Source organism: Propionivibrio sp., from assembly GCF_047602565.1.
In the GTDB taxonomy this organism is placed as follows: domain Bacteria; phylum Pseudomonadota; class Gammaproteobacteria; order Burkholderiales; family Rhodocyclaceae; genus Propionivibrio.
Genome location: NZ_JASGGX010000001.1, coordinates 1,224,121 through 1,238,593, shown reverse-complemented (window position 1 = coordinate 1,238,593; position 14,473 = coordinate 1,224,121). Strand labels below are relative to the sequence as shown.

15 protein-coding genes are annotated in these 14,473 nt (G+C 63.9%); 6 read left to right on the top strand and 9 right to left on the bottom strand.

Going from position 1 to position 14,473, the window contains the following annotated elements; genetic code table 11:
• Window positions 1–98: 98 nt before the first annotated feature.
• The 8 genes from QM701_RS05630 to QM701_RS05595 all read right to left on the bottom strand — a co-directional run bounded on the left by QM701_RS05630 (window position 99) and on the right by QM701_RS05595 (window position 7,599).
• Window positions 99–446, bottom strand: coding sequence for a type IV secretion system protein VirB3 (locus QM701_RS05630; RefSeq protein ID WP_415166110.1), 348 nt, complete (start codon window positions 444–446; stop codon window positions 99–101).
• Window positions 447–455: 9 nt separating this feature from the next.
• Window positions 456–749, bottom strand: a complete 294-nt coding sequence (locus tag QM701_RS05625; protein WP_415166109.1) for a TrbC/VirB2 family protein — start codon at window positions 747–749, stop codon at window positions 456–458.
• Window positions 750–1,384: 635 nt separating this feature from the next.
• Entirely contained in the window at window positions 1,385–3,538 is a 2,154-nt protein-coding gene (locus tag QM701_RS05620) for a DNA topoisomerase (RefSeq protein ID WP_415166108.1), read from the bottom strand.
• 11 nt (window positions 3,539–3,549) lie between these two features.
• Window positions 3,550–4,023: a lytic transglycosylase domain-containing protein gene (locus QM701_RS05615; RefSeq protein WP_415166107.1), complete on the bottom strand. Its 474-nt coding sequence runs from the start codon at window positions 4,021–4,023 to the stop codon at window positions 3,550–3,552.
• The gene (locus QM701_RS05610; RefSeq protein WP_415166106.1) at window positions 4,020–4,859 is read right to left on the bottom strand and encodes a hypothetical protein; all 840 of its coding nucleotides are present in this window, start codon (window positions 4,857–4,859) and stop codon (window positions 4,020–4,022) included. Before QM701_RS05610 ends, QM701_RS05615 begins: the two co-directional genes overlap by 4 nt.
• The gene (locus tag QM701_RS05605) at window positions 4,856–5,353 is read right to left on the bottom strand and encodes a hypothetical protein (RefSeq protein WP_415166105.1); all 498 of its coding nucleotides are present in this window, start codon (window positions 5,351–5,353) and stop codon (window positions 4,856–4,858) included. Before QM701_RS05605 ends, QM701_RS05610 begins: the two co-directional genes overlap by 4 nt.
• The gene (locus QM701_RS05600; RefSeq protein ID WP_415166104.1) at window positions 5,350–6,618 is read right to left on the bottom strand and encodes a ParB/RepB/Spo0J family partition protein; all 1,269 of its coding nucleotides are present in this window, start codon (window positions 6,616–6,618) and stop codon (window positions 5,350–5,352) included. Before QM701_RS05600 ends, QM701_RS05605 begins: the two co-directional genes overlap by 4 nt.
• A gap of 3 nt (window positions 6,619–6,621) precedes the next feature.
• The gene (locus QM701_RS05595; RefSeq protein WP_415166103.1) at window positions 6,622–7,599 is read right to left on the bottom strand and encodes a ParA family protein; all 978 of its coding nucleotides are present in this window, start codon (window positions 7,597–7,599) and stop codon (window positions 6,622–6,624) included.
• A gap of 212 nt (window positions 7,600–7,811) precedes the next feature.
• Between QM701_RS05595 and denD the strand changes: the two genes are divergently transcribed.
• The 4 genes from denD to QM701_RS05575 all read left to right on the top strand — a co-directional run bounded on the left by denD (window position 7,812) and on the right by QM701_RS05575 (window position 11,416).
• Window positions 7,812–8,786 carry a D-erythronate dehydrogenase gene (denD, locus tag QM701_RS05590; protein WP_415166102.1) on the top strand — a complete coding sequence of 325 codons (975 nt, stop codon included), beginning with the start codon at window positions 7,812–7,814 and terminating at the stop codon, window positions 8,784–8,786.
• Window positions 8,787–8,918: 132 nt separating this feature from the next.
• Window positions 8,919–10,334, top strand: coding sequence for a TonB-dependent receptor (locus QM701_RS05585; RefSeq protein ID WP_415166101.1), 1,416 nt, complete (start codon window positions 8,919–8,921; stop codon window positions 10,332–10,334).
• A 10-nt stretch (window positions 10,335–10,344) separates the two neighbouring features.
• Window positions 10,345–11,133 carry an N-acetylmuramoyl-L-alanine amidase gene (locus tag QM701_RS05580; protein WP_415166100.1) on the top strand — a complete coding sequence of 263 codons (789 nt, stop codon included), beginning with the start codon at window positions 10,345–10,347 and terminating at the stop codon, window positions 11,131–11,133.
• Between the two features lie 118 nt (window positions 11,134–11,251).
• Entirely contained in the window at window positions 11,252–11,416 is a 165-nt protein-coding gene (locus QM701_RS05575; RefSeq protein WP_415166099.1) for a hypothetical protein, read from the top strand.
• Window positions 11,417–11,517: 101 nt separating this feature from the next.
• On the opposite strand, the gene QM701_RS05570 is transcribed toward QM701_RS05575, so the two are convergent.
• Window positions 11,518–12,246 carry a GntR family transcriptional regulator gene (locus tag QM701_RS05570; RefSeq protein WP_415166098.1) on the bottom strand — a complete coding sequence of 243 codons (729 nt, stop codon included), beginning with the start codon at window positions 12,244–12,246 and terminating at the stop codon, window positions 11,518–11,520.
• A 218-nt stretch (window positions 12,247–12,464) separates the two neighbouring features.
• Here QM701_RS05570 and QM701_RS05565 point away from each other — a divergent pair, with 218 nt between their 5' ends.
• Window positions 12,465–12,929, top strand: coding sequence for a tripartite tricarboxylate transporter TctB family protein (locus QM701_RS05565; RefSeq protein ID WP_415166097.1), 465 nt, complete (start codon window positions 12,465–12,467; stop codon window positions 12,927–12,929).
• Window positions 12,930–12,941: 12 nt separating this feature from the next.
• A complete protein-coding gene (locus tag QM701_RS05560) occupies window positions 12,942–14,453 on the top strand; it encodes a tripartite tricarboxylate transporter permease (protein WP_415166096.1) in 1,512 nt (503 codons plus the stop codon).
• Window positions 14,454–14,473 lie beyond the last annotated feature (20 nt).

Below are 14,473 nucleotides of genomic sequence, written 5' to 3'. Positions count from 1 at the left end.
AGAGCAAAAAAAGGGTGGGCAGGGAGAGGAACGGGGATGAAGTTCCCTCCCACCGGGAGCTACCCGGCTGCCCATTGAGCGCATTGGAGACGTACGATCTACCGCCATCGCCGTCGATACTGAATTGGGCTGTACGCGGCCACGCCCTTGCCCCATAGCGCGCCATTGACCTGCCGGATGCGCAGCGACAGGCGCAAGATCAACTGCTCGAGGCGGTAGTCGTCTTTCTTGGTCACCTCGCGCATCCACCAGACGCAGCCCGGCAGCACCCCGAAAATGAGGACCAGGCCGATCGGACCCGCGAACAGCAGAACCCACATCCCCGGCAGGAAAATCGCCATGCAGACGACCATCATCGGGATCATGGGCACGCCGAGCAGCATGGCGGGCCGGGTACATCCCTTGAACAGCGGATCAATGGCGGTGAGTTTCCTCCCCTTTTCCATGACGGGCGATCAGCCAGAGATCAGCATGGACCCAACCAACGACGCACATCCGAACAAGACGCCGCCGGCGAGAACGTGAGAAAGCTCATGGAACGGAGTTTTCTGAAACGCCATCTTGAGGCTCACGTACATCACAGCGATGGTTATGATGGTTCCGCCGAGCACTTGGAGCCATCCTTGAACGGTGGACAGCTGGCTCTGGCCGGGCGTAGCCAGGACCGACTGGCTGATGAACGCGAGGCCAAGCGTGAAGAGTGCTTGCCGGCGCAGTGCTGGCGTTTTCTGGGAGTGCTGTTGTTCCATCTCTATCTCCTTCTGTTACGGTTGTGTTGAAAGAATATGGGATATGCGTAATCAATTGACCAGCGGTTCGGGTCCTTTACTTTGCGCTCCCCTTTACTTCACAAAAGGTCGGGTATCGCGGTCGCTCCAACAACCGCGACACCGTTCCTCGCGTTTGGCGTAGCGGCCGCTCCAACAGTCGCCGTGCCTCCCCAAGGCCCTGTCCTATCTCCCAGGATTGACGCTGGTGCTACAATCCATCGCAGCCAATTACCCGTCGCCGTGACTTCTGTGGCCTATCTCCGCAAGCCGCAGCGCGTATTTGGTTAGGCACTACGGCTGCTCCAACAGCCGTAGTGCCGCCCCTACCGAATGCGCTATACCCTCCCTCCTTCCTTCCTCACTGAGCATGGCGGCCGCTCCAACAGTCGCCGTGTCCTCGTGCGGTCCGGTATCGCGCTTGCTCCAACAAACGCGACACCTTTCCTCACCACCGTTTGGCATGACGGCTGCTCCAACAACCGCCGTGCTATCTCCAAGGCCTTATCTCCTCCAAGGTCCTGAAGCCGGTGCTACAACCCACGGCAGCCAAACACGGCGCCGTGGCTTTCGCTACGAACATTTCCCGAACTGGATCGGTCTTGGCATGCTTTCCTCTACAGAATCGGCTTGCCGCCGGCGTCGTCGAACTTGGCCGTGCACTCGGGATAGCCGCTGCAGGTCCACATCTTCCATGGCCCCTTTTTGCCCACGCCGCGCCGGAAAATCAGGCTTTTGCCACAGTCCGGGCAGAGGTGTTCGGTACTCACCGGAGGCGCTTCCTTTTTCCGCCCAGGCTTGCCGTTGACGTCGTCGCATTTCGTCCTGCAGGTCGGGTAATTCGAACATTCCCAGTAACGAGCACCGGCCTTGAACTTGCTCTGACCCAGGAGCATCGGAAACCCGCAATCCGGACACGACTGCGCCGACGGGCGCGGCTTCAGTTGGCTCCGCTCCTCCTCAAGGCGAGTCACAATGCCGCGCGTGAAATCGGCGATTTCCGCCATGAAGGTCGCACGGGATTCCCGGCCCTTGTTGACCAGACCGAGTTTGTGTTCCCACTCACCCGTCAGCTTGGCCGAGGTCAGCAGCCCGAGTTGCAGGCGCTCCAGCTGCTGCACGAGCTGGAGACCCCGTTCGGTCGGGACGAATTGCTTGCCCTCGCGGCTGGCGTAGCCCTTCTCGACGAGCCCTTCGATCGTCGCGGCCCGGGTAGCCGGCGTACCGAGGCCCTTCTCGGCCATGGCCTGGCGCGCGTCGTCGTCATCCTCGATGTCGGCGGAGGCGTGCTCCATGGCCGTCAGCAGGGTGGCCTCGGTGAAGCGCTTGGGCGACGTGGTCTGCTTGGCCTTGGCCTCGATGTCAGAGAGCCCCACCGTCTCGCCGGCGTCCAGGGGACAGAGCTCCGGATCCGCGTCATCCTCGTCGGCGGCCCGGCCGTACACGGCGAGCCAGCCCGGGGGTTTCAGGACCTTGCCGGTGGACAGGAAGGTCTCCGATCCGACGAGGGTCGTCCGGATCGTCTGCAGATACCGTGCGGCCGGATAGAAGACGGCGATGAAGCGCCGGACCACAAGGTCGTAGATCTGCTGTTCCGCCTCGGCCAAATCCCGCGGCGCCTGGCCCGTTGGGATGATGGCGAAGTGGTCGGACACCTTGCTGCTGTCGAAGGTCTTGCCGTTGGCGGCCACCCAGTCATTGCTGAGGACCGCCGTGGCCAATGGCGAGTAGACGTCCTGATTGGACAGATCGCCCAGGATGTCGCGCACCTTGCCCGGGTAGTCGTCGGGCAGGAAGCTGGAGTCGGTACGCGGGTACGAGGTGGCCTTGTGCTTCTCGTACAGGCTCTGCGCCAGGTCGAGCGTCTGCTTGGCAGTGAATCCGAACCGGGTGTTGGCCTCGCGCTGCAGGCTGGTCAGGTCGAACAGCTTGCCGGGAGACCTGCTGGTCGGCTTGGATTCTTCCCGGACACGGATGTCTCCGCCGGCGTTCCTGCAGGTCGCGACGATGGCCTGGGCGCTGACCAGGTCAGACATGCGGTGCTTGCTGTCATCGTCCCCGCTGGGCTGCTGGCGCACCCAGCGGCCGACGTACTGGCCGGCCCGCACGTGGAAGGTCGCGTGGACTTCATAGTAGTCCCGCGGTTTGAAGTGACGGATCTGCAGCTCGCGGTGGACGATGAGCGAGAGCGTAGGCGTTTGCACGCGTCCGACGGTGACGTTGATCCGTTGACCAGTGGCCATCCGTAACAGTTGGGTAAAGGCGCGGCTGCCGTTGATGCCGACGAGCCAGTCGGCCTCGGCGCGCGATCGCGCGGCGGCCAGGAGGCCCGCCTTGTCCGCGGCCGGCGCCATTTGGGCGAACGCCTGCCGGATGGCGCCGTCCGTCATGGACTGCATCCACATGCGGAAAAAGGGTTTGGCGACGTCGATGCACTGGAAGACGTACCAGAAGATCAATTCTCCCTCGCGGCCGGCGTCACAGGCGTTGACGATGCGCGTGACGTCCTTCTTCTTGGCCAGGCCGGCGATCATGCGGATCCGCTTGGCGCAGTCGTCGTCGATGGGGGCCACCCCGAACTCGGCGGGGATGATCGGCAGGGTCGCGCCGGCGGCGGCCTCGGAGACCTGCAGGCCGGCCAGGTGGCCGCGGGCGGACGTGACGAGGATATCCTCGCGTTCGAGGTAATCGCCCTGGCCCGTGAAGCCGCCCAGGGCCTTGGCGATGTCTTTGGCGACAGAGGATTTTTCAGCGACGATGAGGGTTTTCATTTCATGGTCGTTCATCTGTTTCCGCTCCCTGCGGAAAACACACTGCCGGCGTAGTGCCAGCCGTCGCGGGAGTCCAGCCGACCCGAGTAGTAACAGGAGAGCGCCCGAGTCAGGTGAAACTGGCTGTCGTTCCGTGCCGGGGCCGACGACAGGCTGGACACGTAGCACGACTGGAGGATCAGGCCGCCGACGCGGAGGTTGGTGCAGGGGTCAAACGCGGTTTCGGGATTCAATCCGTACTTGCGAAAGTTGACCTTGTTGATCTGGGCATGGCCGACGCTGAAATTCCAGCCTGCGGCCTGCAGCGCCTCCACCGTGGCCAGGGCCTCCGCCAGATTCCGGGGCTGCCGGGCGAGGCGTCCGCCGACGACGCCGATGGCGTAGGGATTTCCCGAGGATTCGACGGTGACGACCTTTGCCATGGTGGTCGGGTGGACCATCGGCGCACACAGTTGGATCAAGGCGAGGATGCCGGGAGTCATCATGCGGTTTCCCCGTTCCGCTTGCTAATCTCGCCTTGCTTGTCAACCAGCGCCTGAACGGCCGCAAACAGATCATCGACGTTGCCGCCGTAGCCCTCGAAGTCATCCAGCAGGTCGGCGAAATCCTCACGCTCGAACTGCTTTTCCCCGGCCTCCAGCTCGCGCGCCTCGATCTCGTCCAGGTTGACGGCGTTCATGCCGTGCGCGCGATGCAGCCAGGCCTCGGCGTAGTCGCGTTCGTCGCTACCGTTGTTGCCGTAGCCATCGGCGCGCGGACAGACGGCGAAGTTCTGAATGCCGGCCAGGTCGCCCACGAAGCTGCGCAGCAGTTCCTCCGGAGTCATCTGCACGCGCCGGCACTCGCGCACGAACTCGGGTGGCACGCGCAGCGTGACCGGAATGGTGTCGTCGGGCACGAAGCGTCCACCCTCGCCCGGGATGATGCCAGCCGGCGCACGAAAGCCGTAAGGCTGCGCATCGCAACGCCAGCCGATGACCTCCAGGACGCGTCCGGCACCACTGGCTTCCTGGTAATCGCTGTCCAGCTCGGGCACGCGACGCAGGCTCTGATCGAGGTAATCGCGGAAGCAGCACGCACCGACTGGCAACTCAAGGCCGAAGGGCTGAGCCGGCACGATATAACCGAATCGGCCGACGTTGCGGCGGCTGAATTCTTCATTCCACAATCCACCACCGATCAGCTCGCGTGTGCCACCGGCGTGCTCGACAACCAGCAACTCGTGGCCGTCCTCGGCAGGCCGCACGTCGATCAGCCGGACGTTGTGCACGGTGACGGAAAAACCGGGCTGGGCGAGCGCAGCGAAGACATCGAAGTTCATCGATCGACCCCTCGCTCCTGGATGGCGGCCCGATGGACGGGGACCGCAACCTCCTGGTCGCCTTGATGCCATCGCTCCAGGTGGTCAGCGCAGCAGGAGCACACACCACGCTCGGAAGCTCGGTTGACGACCAGCCAGCTGCAAGGATTGCCTGCCGCGTCGTCCCAGCAGGCATGCAGATCGTTGCATCCGCATCCGATACAGGTCGCAATACCTGTAGCTTCTTCGCCCGGCTCGTGCCAGATGCCGGCATCGTCATAGCCTTGAGGCCACACCGGGATCGCCCAGAATCGAACAATCTGGTCGGCCGGCAGTGGATCTCCGGCCATCGTGGTCCCGATGACATACTCGCCCTCGGCAAAAAAACCGGCGACCATATCGCCGGCACGGCCTTTACTGTTGCGGTCCTCGATGACCAAGAGCAACGACTCGTCGGGCGGCGTCTCGATGGCGGCGTCTTTCCAATCCAGCTGCATACGCGCTGTATCCATCATGCCGTCTCCTGTACCTTCATGTCGGACAGCAGCGTCAGCTTGATCCGGTCCAGCGCCACTTCCTCTTCGATGCCCGTGTCTTCCCGGCTGATATGCACCAGGCCGGGCGACGTCGGCCGACGCGTCAGCAGGACTTTTACCGGCTCGCCGTCGATCTCGCCCAGCAGGAGCGGCTTCCTGATGTAATCCGGATCGGGTTTGCGGCCATCACCACTACCCGACGCTTTGTGCGCATCCGGGTTGTGGAATGGCACAAGCCCTGCGGTGGGTTGGGGTTTTGTGGGTTCTTCAGCGTTTTGATCTCCTTTGGATGAACGGATGTGTTGCACATCCTGGGTTTGCTCAAGCGTGAGCGGGCTGGCGACCGTGGATACGGCCTCCCCGGACGGCTCCTCTTCACCACCTGCAGTTGCAGCTTCGGACGACAGGGCCTCTCCGACCTGTAATCCGCCACTGCTCGCCGCCGGCGACGAGGAATGAACCAATTGAAGTTGAGATGCGCCTGACTGCGGCCCGGTGGCCTGCGGTTGTTCCGCTCCCTTGAGGGCACGCCTGATCATGGCCAGCGTGATTTCGCCCAGGTTGGTCTGCTCGGCGTCGGCGACCAGCTGGTCCGCCAGTTCAGGCGCCTTCGCCCGAAGACGTACCAGGTCATACAGAGGTTCGATCCCTGCGATCTTCCCCGCGCGGAACAGGTCGAGGATGTTCTCAGGCAGATCCTTGAATGACAGGTAGGCCGAGACGGTTCTTGGTGGAATGCCGAGCTTTTCGGCGATGTCGCCCTTTTTGTCACCTTTCGCCAGACGTTTGATGATGAAGGCGTAGATGTCCTCGGCGTTGAGGTTTTCGCGCTGAACGTTCTCGATGACCTGGCTGTAGTCGTCGTAAATGTGCAGTTCGGCGTCCGGAATGATGATGGCCGGGATGGTGGTTTTGCCGGCGATCTTCGATGCGCGATAGCGCCGTGCCCCGTGGATGATGATGTGCATCCCATCCGGTCCTCGTTCGCGAACAAGGATCGGTTGCATGACGCCGCGGGCCTTGATGCCCTTTGCCAGTGCCTGAAGCACTTCCTCGTCGAACCAGGTGCGGGGATTATCCGGGTCTTCGATGACGACAGCGAGCGACAACTCGACGATCGCCCGCTGCCCGACTTCGGCCGCCCATTTGCGGGCCGTCTGCACGGACGTCGGATCTGAAAGCGACGAGAAATCGAACCGGGGGGTGCGCTTGGGCGGCTTTTCAGTTTGCCCGGGAGTGGCCATGGCTTAGCTCCGGCTGGCCACAGATTCGTTGCCTGCACCCTCGTCGGCGGTGGCACCAAGGACGTCGTCAGGATTCACGCCCAGGGCCTGGGATTCGATTTTCTGAATCTTGCGCGATGCGTCCAACTGCCGGAGCTTGGGCGTCAGCCCAAGCCGTTCCAGGATCAGGGTGAAGATCGGTTTGGTGATCGCCCAAGCTTCCCGGGCCGCCGTGTTGGTCTTCGCCAGGTTGGCGAGCGCCGTACCCTTCTCCTGGGCGTCCGCAAAGGCAGCACGCCGAGGCAGAAACACGAGTTCCTCGTTTTCATTGCGCAGCAGGAATTCGCCCACGTTGTCCGCGATCTCGCGCAGGGCCTCGCGTTGCTTGGGGGTCGATTCGACCATGTTGGGCAGGAAGCCCAGGAACTGGAGCTCGGGGTTGGTCGACGCTTTGATACGCAGGATGCCGCGCTGGCCGGAAAGGGTCTCCGCGATGCCTTCGATACATTCCTGGCTGAGTTGGATCGGGCTGAGGACAGCATCACCCTCCATGAGCGAAACAGATATACGGATGTCGGCCGCTGGAGGGCTATCAATGATGCACAGATCGAAGTGCGGAGCGATATCCCCCAGGAATGCGGCGAAGTTGGCTTGCGCCATGTACATCCGGGAATGGACTTGTCCCGGATCGGTCGTGCGGGCGAATTCAACGAACTCGCGTACCAGCGCGCCGTCGCCGGCGACCAGGGCGAATTCCGGGATCGATCCGAGGTCGGTTTCGCTGTAACGCAACAGCAATTCTGTGGCCGTCTGACCAAGGCGTGTCGCAACGACGTCGTTTTCGGTATACTTGCGTTCAAGGGCGTTGCTTGCGTTCACTTGATCGTCGAAGTCGATTACCAGGACGCGGAGGCCGAGTGATCGTGCGTGACGGGCTAACTGACACGTGCACATTGTTTTGCCCACGCCACCTTTACTTATCGTTACAAGCAGTGTTTTCATAAACATCCCCTAATACAGTTCAATAAATCCGCCTTTGCCTCGTTCGTACAGGGTCGAGCCCTTGGATACCGTTCAGCGTGGCGAATCGGAAAGAACAGGGGGTTTTGTCTCCCTATCGTGGTAAAACCACTGATATGTTTGATCCAAACTAACCCTCTGCTCACAGCGCGAACTAGCTAGGTTCGTGCCGCAGAGAGAACATACGAGATGTGATGAAGGTTCTGATTACGGGGGGCGCCGGGTTTCTCGGCCGGCGTCTGGCGGCCAAGCTGCTGCAGCGGGGAACGCTCAAGAACGCCGAATTGCGCGAGGAAAAGATCGAGCGGATCACCCTGTTCGACATGGTCCCGGCGCTCGGCTTCAACGATCCGCGGATCAACGTGGTGACCGGCGACGTGAACGATCCCGAGGCGCTGGCCAAAGTCATCGACGTCGAAACGACCTCCGTATTCCATCTGGCCGCCGTGGTCAGCAGCCAGGCCGAGGACGATTTCGACCTCGGCCTGTCGGTCAATATCGACGCCTCGCGGCGGCTGTTCGAAACGTGCAGGAAAGTCGGGCACTGCCCGAAGGTGATCTTCGCCAGCTCGCTCGCCGTCTACGGCGGCGCGCTGCCGGAAGTGGTGCAGGACGACACCGTGCTGACGCCGAAAACCTCCTTCGGCGTGCAGAAGGCGGTGATCGAGTTGCTGCTCTCGGACTACAGCCGCAAGGGCTTCATCGACGGCCGCGCCCTGCGCCTGCCGACGATCGCCATCCGGCCGGGCAAGCCGAACAAGGCGGCGTCGTCCTTCACCAGCAGCATCATCCGCGAGCCGCTGAACAACGCGAAGACGGTCTGCCCGGTGACGCCGGACATGAAGCTGTGGCTGATGTCCCCGCGCCAGGCCATCGAATGCCTGATCCACGGGCACAACCTGGGCGCCGAGGCGTTCGGGCAGCGGCAGGTGCTGAACCTGCCGGGCGTGACCGTCACCGTGCGCGACATGGTGGACGTGCTCGGCCGGATCGCCGGCGAGCCCGCCACGCGGCTGATCCGCTGGGAGCCGGATCCGGCCATCCAGCGCATCATCCACACCTGGCCCACGCGCTGGGACATGAGCCGTGCGCACATGCTCGGCTTCAAGGGCGACCAGGACTTCGAGAGCATCGTCCGCGCATTCATCAAGGACGATCTGGTCGGCTGACCGTTGCCGGCGGTCGGTTGGGGCCGTCGCCGGGGCGGCGTGCCGTATACTTCGGGGTGAGAATCCGGCGGGCCGGGACCTTTGTCCGGCCCGCCGTTCCCCTGAAAAAAGCGACCCGCCGACGGAGCACTCATGCGTGAACGCGACACCAGCCTGACCACCGACCAGAAGGCGCTGGCCTTCAACCTCGACAAATACAAGTTCGGCACGATCGTCGAGATCGGCGCGGGCCAGGAAGTCGCCCGCCGCTTCTTCCAGGTCGGCGCCGCGGCGGGGACCATCGCCAAGACCATGTCCGCCTACGACATGGCGATCAGCGACGACATCTACGGGCAGGTCGACCGCTACGTCAGCCGCGCCCGCCTGCTGCAGATGCTGGACAAGGAATTTTCCAAGGTGGTCGACCGGCTGAGCGACGTGCGGCCGAAAAACACCACCTTCTTCGCCTATGCCGCCACGGTGACCGCGCGCAGCTTCAAGCAGCAGAACGAGTGCCACGGCTGGATCGGCATCCGCCTGCAGCTGCATCCGGGCGCGGAGCCGAGCGACGTGATCCTGCACGTGCGCATGCTCGACAACGAGAACGCCCAGCAATGCGAGGCGCTTGGCATCCTCGGCGTCAACCTGATCCACGGCGCGTTTTTTTACCACCAGAAGCCCGAATGGGTGGTGGCCTGCCTGGCCGACGGGCTGAGTCCCGAGCGCATCGAGGTCGATCTCATCCATTTCTCCGGCCCCTATTTCGAGGAGGTGGAGAACCGCCTGATGAACCTGCACCTGATCCGCAGCTGGCTGACGCGGGCGGTGGTGTTCAACCCGGAGGGCGAAGTCGTGGTGCCGGGCGAGCTCTTCTACCGCAAGCCGGTGATGGTGATGCGCGGGCATTTCAAGCCGGTCACCCACGTCAACGTGGATATGATGGCCGCCGGCCTCAAGCAGTTCAGCCAACTGGCGGCCGTCGACGACGCGCAGGTCGTCTCGCTGGCCGAAGTCACCATGAATTCGCTGATCCACGAGGACAACGTCGACGGCGCCGACTTCCTGGCCCGCGTCGACCTGCTGGCCTCGCAGGGCTATACGGTGATGATTTCCGACTATCTGCGCTACTTCCGGCTGCGCGCCTACTTCCGGCGCTACACCCAGAAACCGATCGGCATCGTGCTCTCGGTGCGCGACTTCCAGTACCTGTTCGACGAAAAATATTACGAGGGCCTGGAGGGCGGCATCCTGGAAGCCTTCGGCAAGCTGTTCCCGGACAACACCTACGTCTATGTCTATCCCTCGCGTCCGCGCGGCACGGACCCGTCGGCGCAGATCACCCTGGACAACGTGCAGGTCCCGGCCAACCTGCGGCATCTGCTCGCCCACCTCAAGGAAAACAGCAAAATGCTGCCGCTGATCCCGCTCGATGACCGCCACATGCACATCGACGCCGGCGAGGTCCTCGCCGGCCTGCGCCGCGGCCGGGGCGCCTGGGAAAACGACGTGCCGGAGGCTGTGGCGCAGCGCATCATCGAAAAACGGCTGATGAAGTACGACAGCGAGTGACGGCCGGAGCATGAACGACCGCCTGCGCTTTTCCCTCCTGCCGCGCCTGCTCTGGGCCGTCCTGCTGGCCGCGGCGCTGGCCGCTTGCACCTCGCCGCCGCCGCGCTCGCTCGCGGGCACGGCCATCCGCCGGGAAATGTCGCCGAATTTCGACGCCCGCCGTCCCAATCTCGTAGTGCTGCACCACACCAGCGACGGCACGCTGGACGAGGCGCTGGCCACGCTGACCAACCCCGCGCGCAAGGTGAGCGCGCACTACCTCATCGGGCGCGACGGCGAGATCGTGCAGATGGTCGAGGAAAAGGATCGCGCCTGGCACGCCGGCGTGTCCTGGTGGGGTGGGAACACCGACATCAATTCGAGCTCGATCGGCATCGAGCTCGACAACGACGGCTTCGAACCCTTCGCCGACGCGCAGATCGACGCCTTGCTCCTGCTGCTGGCCGACGTTCTGCAGCGGCACAACATCCCCGGCGCCAACGTCGTCGGCCATGCCGACGTCGCGCCTGGCCGCAAGGTCGACCCGAGCGCGTGGTTCCCCTGGCGGCGGCTGGCCGAGCACGGTTTCGGCCTGTGGTGCGAGGCGCCCCTGCCGCCCGCGCCGGAGGGCTTCGACCTGCCGCTGGCCCTGGCCGCGCTGGGGTATTCGCCCATCGCGCCGGAGGCGTCGCGGCTGGCGTTCCGCCTGCACTATGCCGCGGACCGCGAAGTGCTGTCCGAGGACGAGGAAAAGGCGCTGGCCTATTGCCTGCTCGGCAAGAAAGCGGCGGCAGCGGGCGGCGGCGTGCCCGCGCCCTGACGGAGCGGGCGCGGCTTGCTTTCCTCCCGGCCGTCGCCAATACTCAGACACAGGGTCTGACATTGAATGCCGGCGCCGTCCGGCGCCGGCCGGTCCGAAACGCTGAAGAGGTGACTCCATGAAACAGCTGACGCTCGAACTGACTGACAGTGACGTCTTTTCGCTGCTCCAGGCGCTCGGCAAGCGGCCTTACGAGGAAGTCGCGGACCTGATCGAGAAAATCAGGGCGCAGTGCGAGGTCAGCGAAGAGCCTCAGGAAGAAAAAACCGATTTTTCCAGCTGAGGCGATTCCCGGACCGCGCCTGGCGCGGCCGAGCCATGCCGCACGCATGGGGCCGATCCCGTCGTGCGTAAATCGCCGCGAACCTTGCCGGCGCCGTGCCCTCAGTCCGCTGAATCGTTGATCACGTATTCCGGGAATTGCGCGTGTACGCCGTCGATCCAGGACAGCGTGCCGCTGAGGTGTTTCTCGACGCTGCGCGCGGCTTCTTCCTGGTCTCCGACGGCGATCGCTTCCAGGATGCGTCGGTGCTCCTCGATGACGGACGGGCCCTTGCCGGGGAAAGGCACGTGCAGGCGCCGGAGCCGGTCGATGTGCCCGCTGTGCCGGCGGACGACCGCGTAAAGGTCCGGCACGCCGGCCGCTTCGTACATCCGGCGGTGGAACTCGCGATCGTTGTCGATCAGGCCTTCATAGTCGCCGGCGGCCAGCGACTGCTCCTGCCGGACGATCACCGAGCGCAATGCGCCGACGAGTTCCCGGTCCGGCGTCTTCGCCAGCGTGCGGGCGATTTCCAGTTCCAGCGACCGCCGCAGGAAATGCGCTTGCTTGGCGGCCCGGAGGTCGATCCGGCTGACGACGGTCTTGTGCTGGGCGAAAACGTCGACGAGTCCTTCCTCGGCCAGCCGGATCAGGGCGTCGCGCACCGGCGTCTGGCTCAGGCCGAAATTCGCGGCGATCTCGGGGCGTGAAAGGACGCTGCCGGGCGGCAGCGCCAGCGCAATGATCTGTTCGCGCAGGTAGTCGAGAACCTGCGGCGCGGCGTGTCTGGAGCGGTCGAGCGCCGGTGCGGCGGCAGAGTCGGGGGCTCGAAAATCCGTCGGTGAGGCCATGAATGTTGATTCCCAAGGTCTGTTCGACACACTAATATATTAGTGCTTTACTATTCTACAAAAGAAGCAGGGTACGGTGGATGCTATATCGTTTCGATCCTCCGTACAAAGCGGTTCCCTTTCGAAAAAATGGCCGGGCAGGCGCGACCCGCCCTTGCCGATAGCCCGGCCGACCGGCTGCGGCAAATGGCGCCGGATCGGCGGCGAAGGAGGGCGGGGTGGCGTGCTTGATCAAGAGCCCGAGAAACTTCTGGACGGGCGTTCTGTATTGCGGATTCGGGGCATTGGCGTTCTGGATCGCGCGCGATTATTCCTTCGGTTCCGCCAGCCGCATGGGCGCCGGTTATTTTCCGACCGTGCTGTCGGTCCTGCTGATGGTCTTCGGCCTGATCGCGCTGCTGCGCGGCGTGACCCGGACGGGAGCGCCGCTGGGCCGGTTCGCCTGGAAGCCGGCGCTGATCGTCGCGGGTTCGACGGTGGCGTTCGCCTTCCTGCTGGAGCGGGCCGGCTTCATCGCGGCATTGGCCGCGCTCATCCTGGGCGGCGCTTCGGCCAGCGTCCGCTTCCGTTTCGAGTGGCGCGCCATGCTGGCCGCGGCAGCCCTGATCGCTTTCTGCGTGGCGGTGTTCGTCAAGGGTTTGTCGTTGCCGATGCCGCTCATCGGTTCGTGGTTCGGCGGCTGAAAAGGAGAGCCCATGGACATGAACCTTTTCGGCAATCTCTGGATGGGATTGCAGACGGCCGCCAGCTCCGTCAATCTCTTGTACTGCCTCTGCGGCGTGGTGATGGGGACGGCGATCGGGGTGCTGCCCGGCCTCGGACCGGTGGCGACGATCGCCATGCTGCTGCCGATCACCTTCGGCCTGCCGCCGGTATCGGCGCTGATCATGCTGGCCGGAATCTTCTACGGGGCCCAGTACGGCGGTTCGACGACAGCGATCCTGATCAATCTGCCCGGCGAGTCGTCGTCCGTGGTGACGGCGTTGGACGGCCACGAGATGGCGCGGCAAGGGCGGGCGGGCAAGGCGCTGGCCGCCGCGGCGCTGGCGTCGTTCTTCGCGGGGACGGTGACCACCGTGCTGATCGCGCTGTTTTCGCCGCCTCTCGCTGAAATTGCGCTGCGCTTCGGCCCGGCGGAGTATTTCTCGCTGATGGTCCTCGGACTCGTGGCGTCGGTCGTGCTGGCGCGGGGTTCGCTGCTGCACGCCCTGGGCATGATCGTCTTCGGCCTGCTGCTCGGCATCGTCGGCACCGACGTGAATTCCAACGTGGCGCGCTATACCTTCGGCGTTCCGGAATTGCTCGACGGCATCAACTTCGTGGTGGTGGCCATGGGGGTGTTCGGCCTGGGCGAGATCATCTGCAACCTGGAGAACGAAAGTGAGCGCAGCCTGATGGTCACCAAGGTCACCGGGCTGATGCTGAATAGGGAGGAGTACAAGGCGATCGCCGCGCCGGTCGTGCGCGGCACCCTGCTCGGGTCGATCCTGGGCATCCTGCCCGGCGGCGGGGCCATGCTCTCGTCGTTCGCGGCCTATGCGCTGGAGAAGAAAGTTTCGAAGAACGCCGCCAATTTCGGCAAGGGCGCGATCGAAGGCGTGGCGGCGCCGGAAGCGGCCAACAACGCCGGCGCCCAGGCATCGTTCATCCCCATGCTCACGCTCGGCATCCCGTCCAATCCGGTGATGGCGCTGATGATCGGCGCCATGATCATCCAGGGCATCCAGCCCGGCCCCTCGGTGATGACCGAACAGCCGGCGCTGTTCTGGGGGCTGGTGGCGTCGATGTGGATCGGCAACCTGATGCTCGTCGTGCTCAATCTGCCGCTCATCGGCCTCTGGGTGAAGATGGTCTCGGTGCCTTACCACCTGCTGTTCCCGACGATCATGGTGTTTTGCGCGATCGGCGTGTTCAGCCTGGCCAACACCACCTTCGACGTGTATTTCATGGCCGCCTTCGGGCTGGCGGGATACGTCTTCCGCAAGCTCGAATGCGAGCCGGCGCCGATGCTGCTCGGCTTCATCCTGGGGCCGATGATGGAGGAATACCTGCGCCGCGCCTTGCTGCTCTCCAAGGGCAGCCCGATGGTCCTGGTCAGCCGGCCCATCAGCGCGGCGATGCTGGCGATCGCGGCGCTGGCCATGGCGACGATCCTGCTGCCCGCCTTGCGCAGGAAGCGCGAGGAAGTCTTCGTCGAGGACGACTGATCCGGTGCGGCGAACCGTTT

Excerpts from the sequence above, each read along its gene's own strand:
- QM701_RS05630 (WP_415166110.1), bottom strand. The coding sequence starts at position 446 with ATGGAAAAGGGGAGGAAACTCACCGCCATTGATCCGCTGTTCAAGGGA.
- QM701_RS05625 (WP_415166109.1), bottom strand. The coding sequence starts at position 749 with ATGGAACAACAGCACTCCCAGAAAACGCCAGCACTGCGCCGGCAAGCA.
- QM701_RS05620 (WP_415166108.1), bottom strand. The coding sequence starts at position 3,538 with ATGAAAACCCTCATCGTCGCTGAAAAATCCTCTGTCGCCAAAGACATC.
- QM701_RS05615 (WP_415166107.1), bottom strand. The coding sequence starts at position 4,023 with ATGATGACTCCCGGCATCCTCGCCTTGATCCAACTGTGTGCGCCGATG.
- QM701_RS05610 (WP_415166106.1), bottom strand. The coding sequence starts at position 4,859 with ATGAACTTCGATGTCTTCGCTGCGCTCGCCCAGCCCGGTTTTTCCGTC.
- QM701_RS05605 (WP_415166105.1), bottom strand. The coding sequence starts at position 5,353 with ATGATGGATACAGCGCGTATGCAGCTGGATTGGAAAGACGCCGCCATC.
- QM701_RS05600 (WP_415166104.1), bottom strand. The coding sequence starts at position 6,618 with ATGGCCACTCCCGGGCAAACTGAAAAGCCGCCCAAGCGCACCCCCCGG.
- QM701_RS05595 (WP_415166103.1), bottom strand. The coding sequence starts at position 7,599 with ATGAAAACACTGCTTGTAACGATAAGTAAAGGTGGCGTGGGCAAAACA.
- denD (WP_415166102.1), top strand. The coding sequence starts at position 7,812 with ATGAAGGTTCTGATTACGGGGGGCGCCGGGTTTCTCGGCCGGCGTCTG.
- QM701_RS05585 (WP_415166101.1), top strand. The coding sequence starts at position 8,919 with ATGCGTGAACGCGACACCAGCCTGACCACCGACCAGAAGGCGCTGGCC.
- QM701_RS05580 (WP_415166100.1), top strand. The coding sequence starts at position 10,345 with ATGAACGACCGCCTGCGCTTTTCCCTCCTGCCGCGCCTGCTCTGGGCC.
- QM701_RS05575 (WP_415166099.1), top strand. The coding sequence starts at position 11,252 with ATGAAACAGCTGACGCTCGAACTGACTGACAGTGACGTCTTTTCGCTG.
- QM701_RS05570 (WP_415166098.1), bottom strand. The coding sequence starts at position 12,246 with ATGGCCTCACCGACGGATTTTCGAGCCCCCGACTCTGCCGCCGCACCG.
- QM701_RS05560 (WP_415166096.1), top strand. The coding sequence starts at position 12,942 with ATGGACATGAACCTTTTCGGCAATCTCTGGATGGGATTGCAGACGGCC.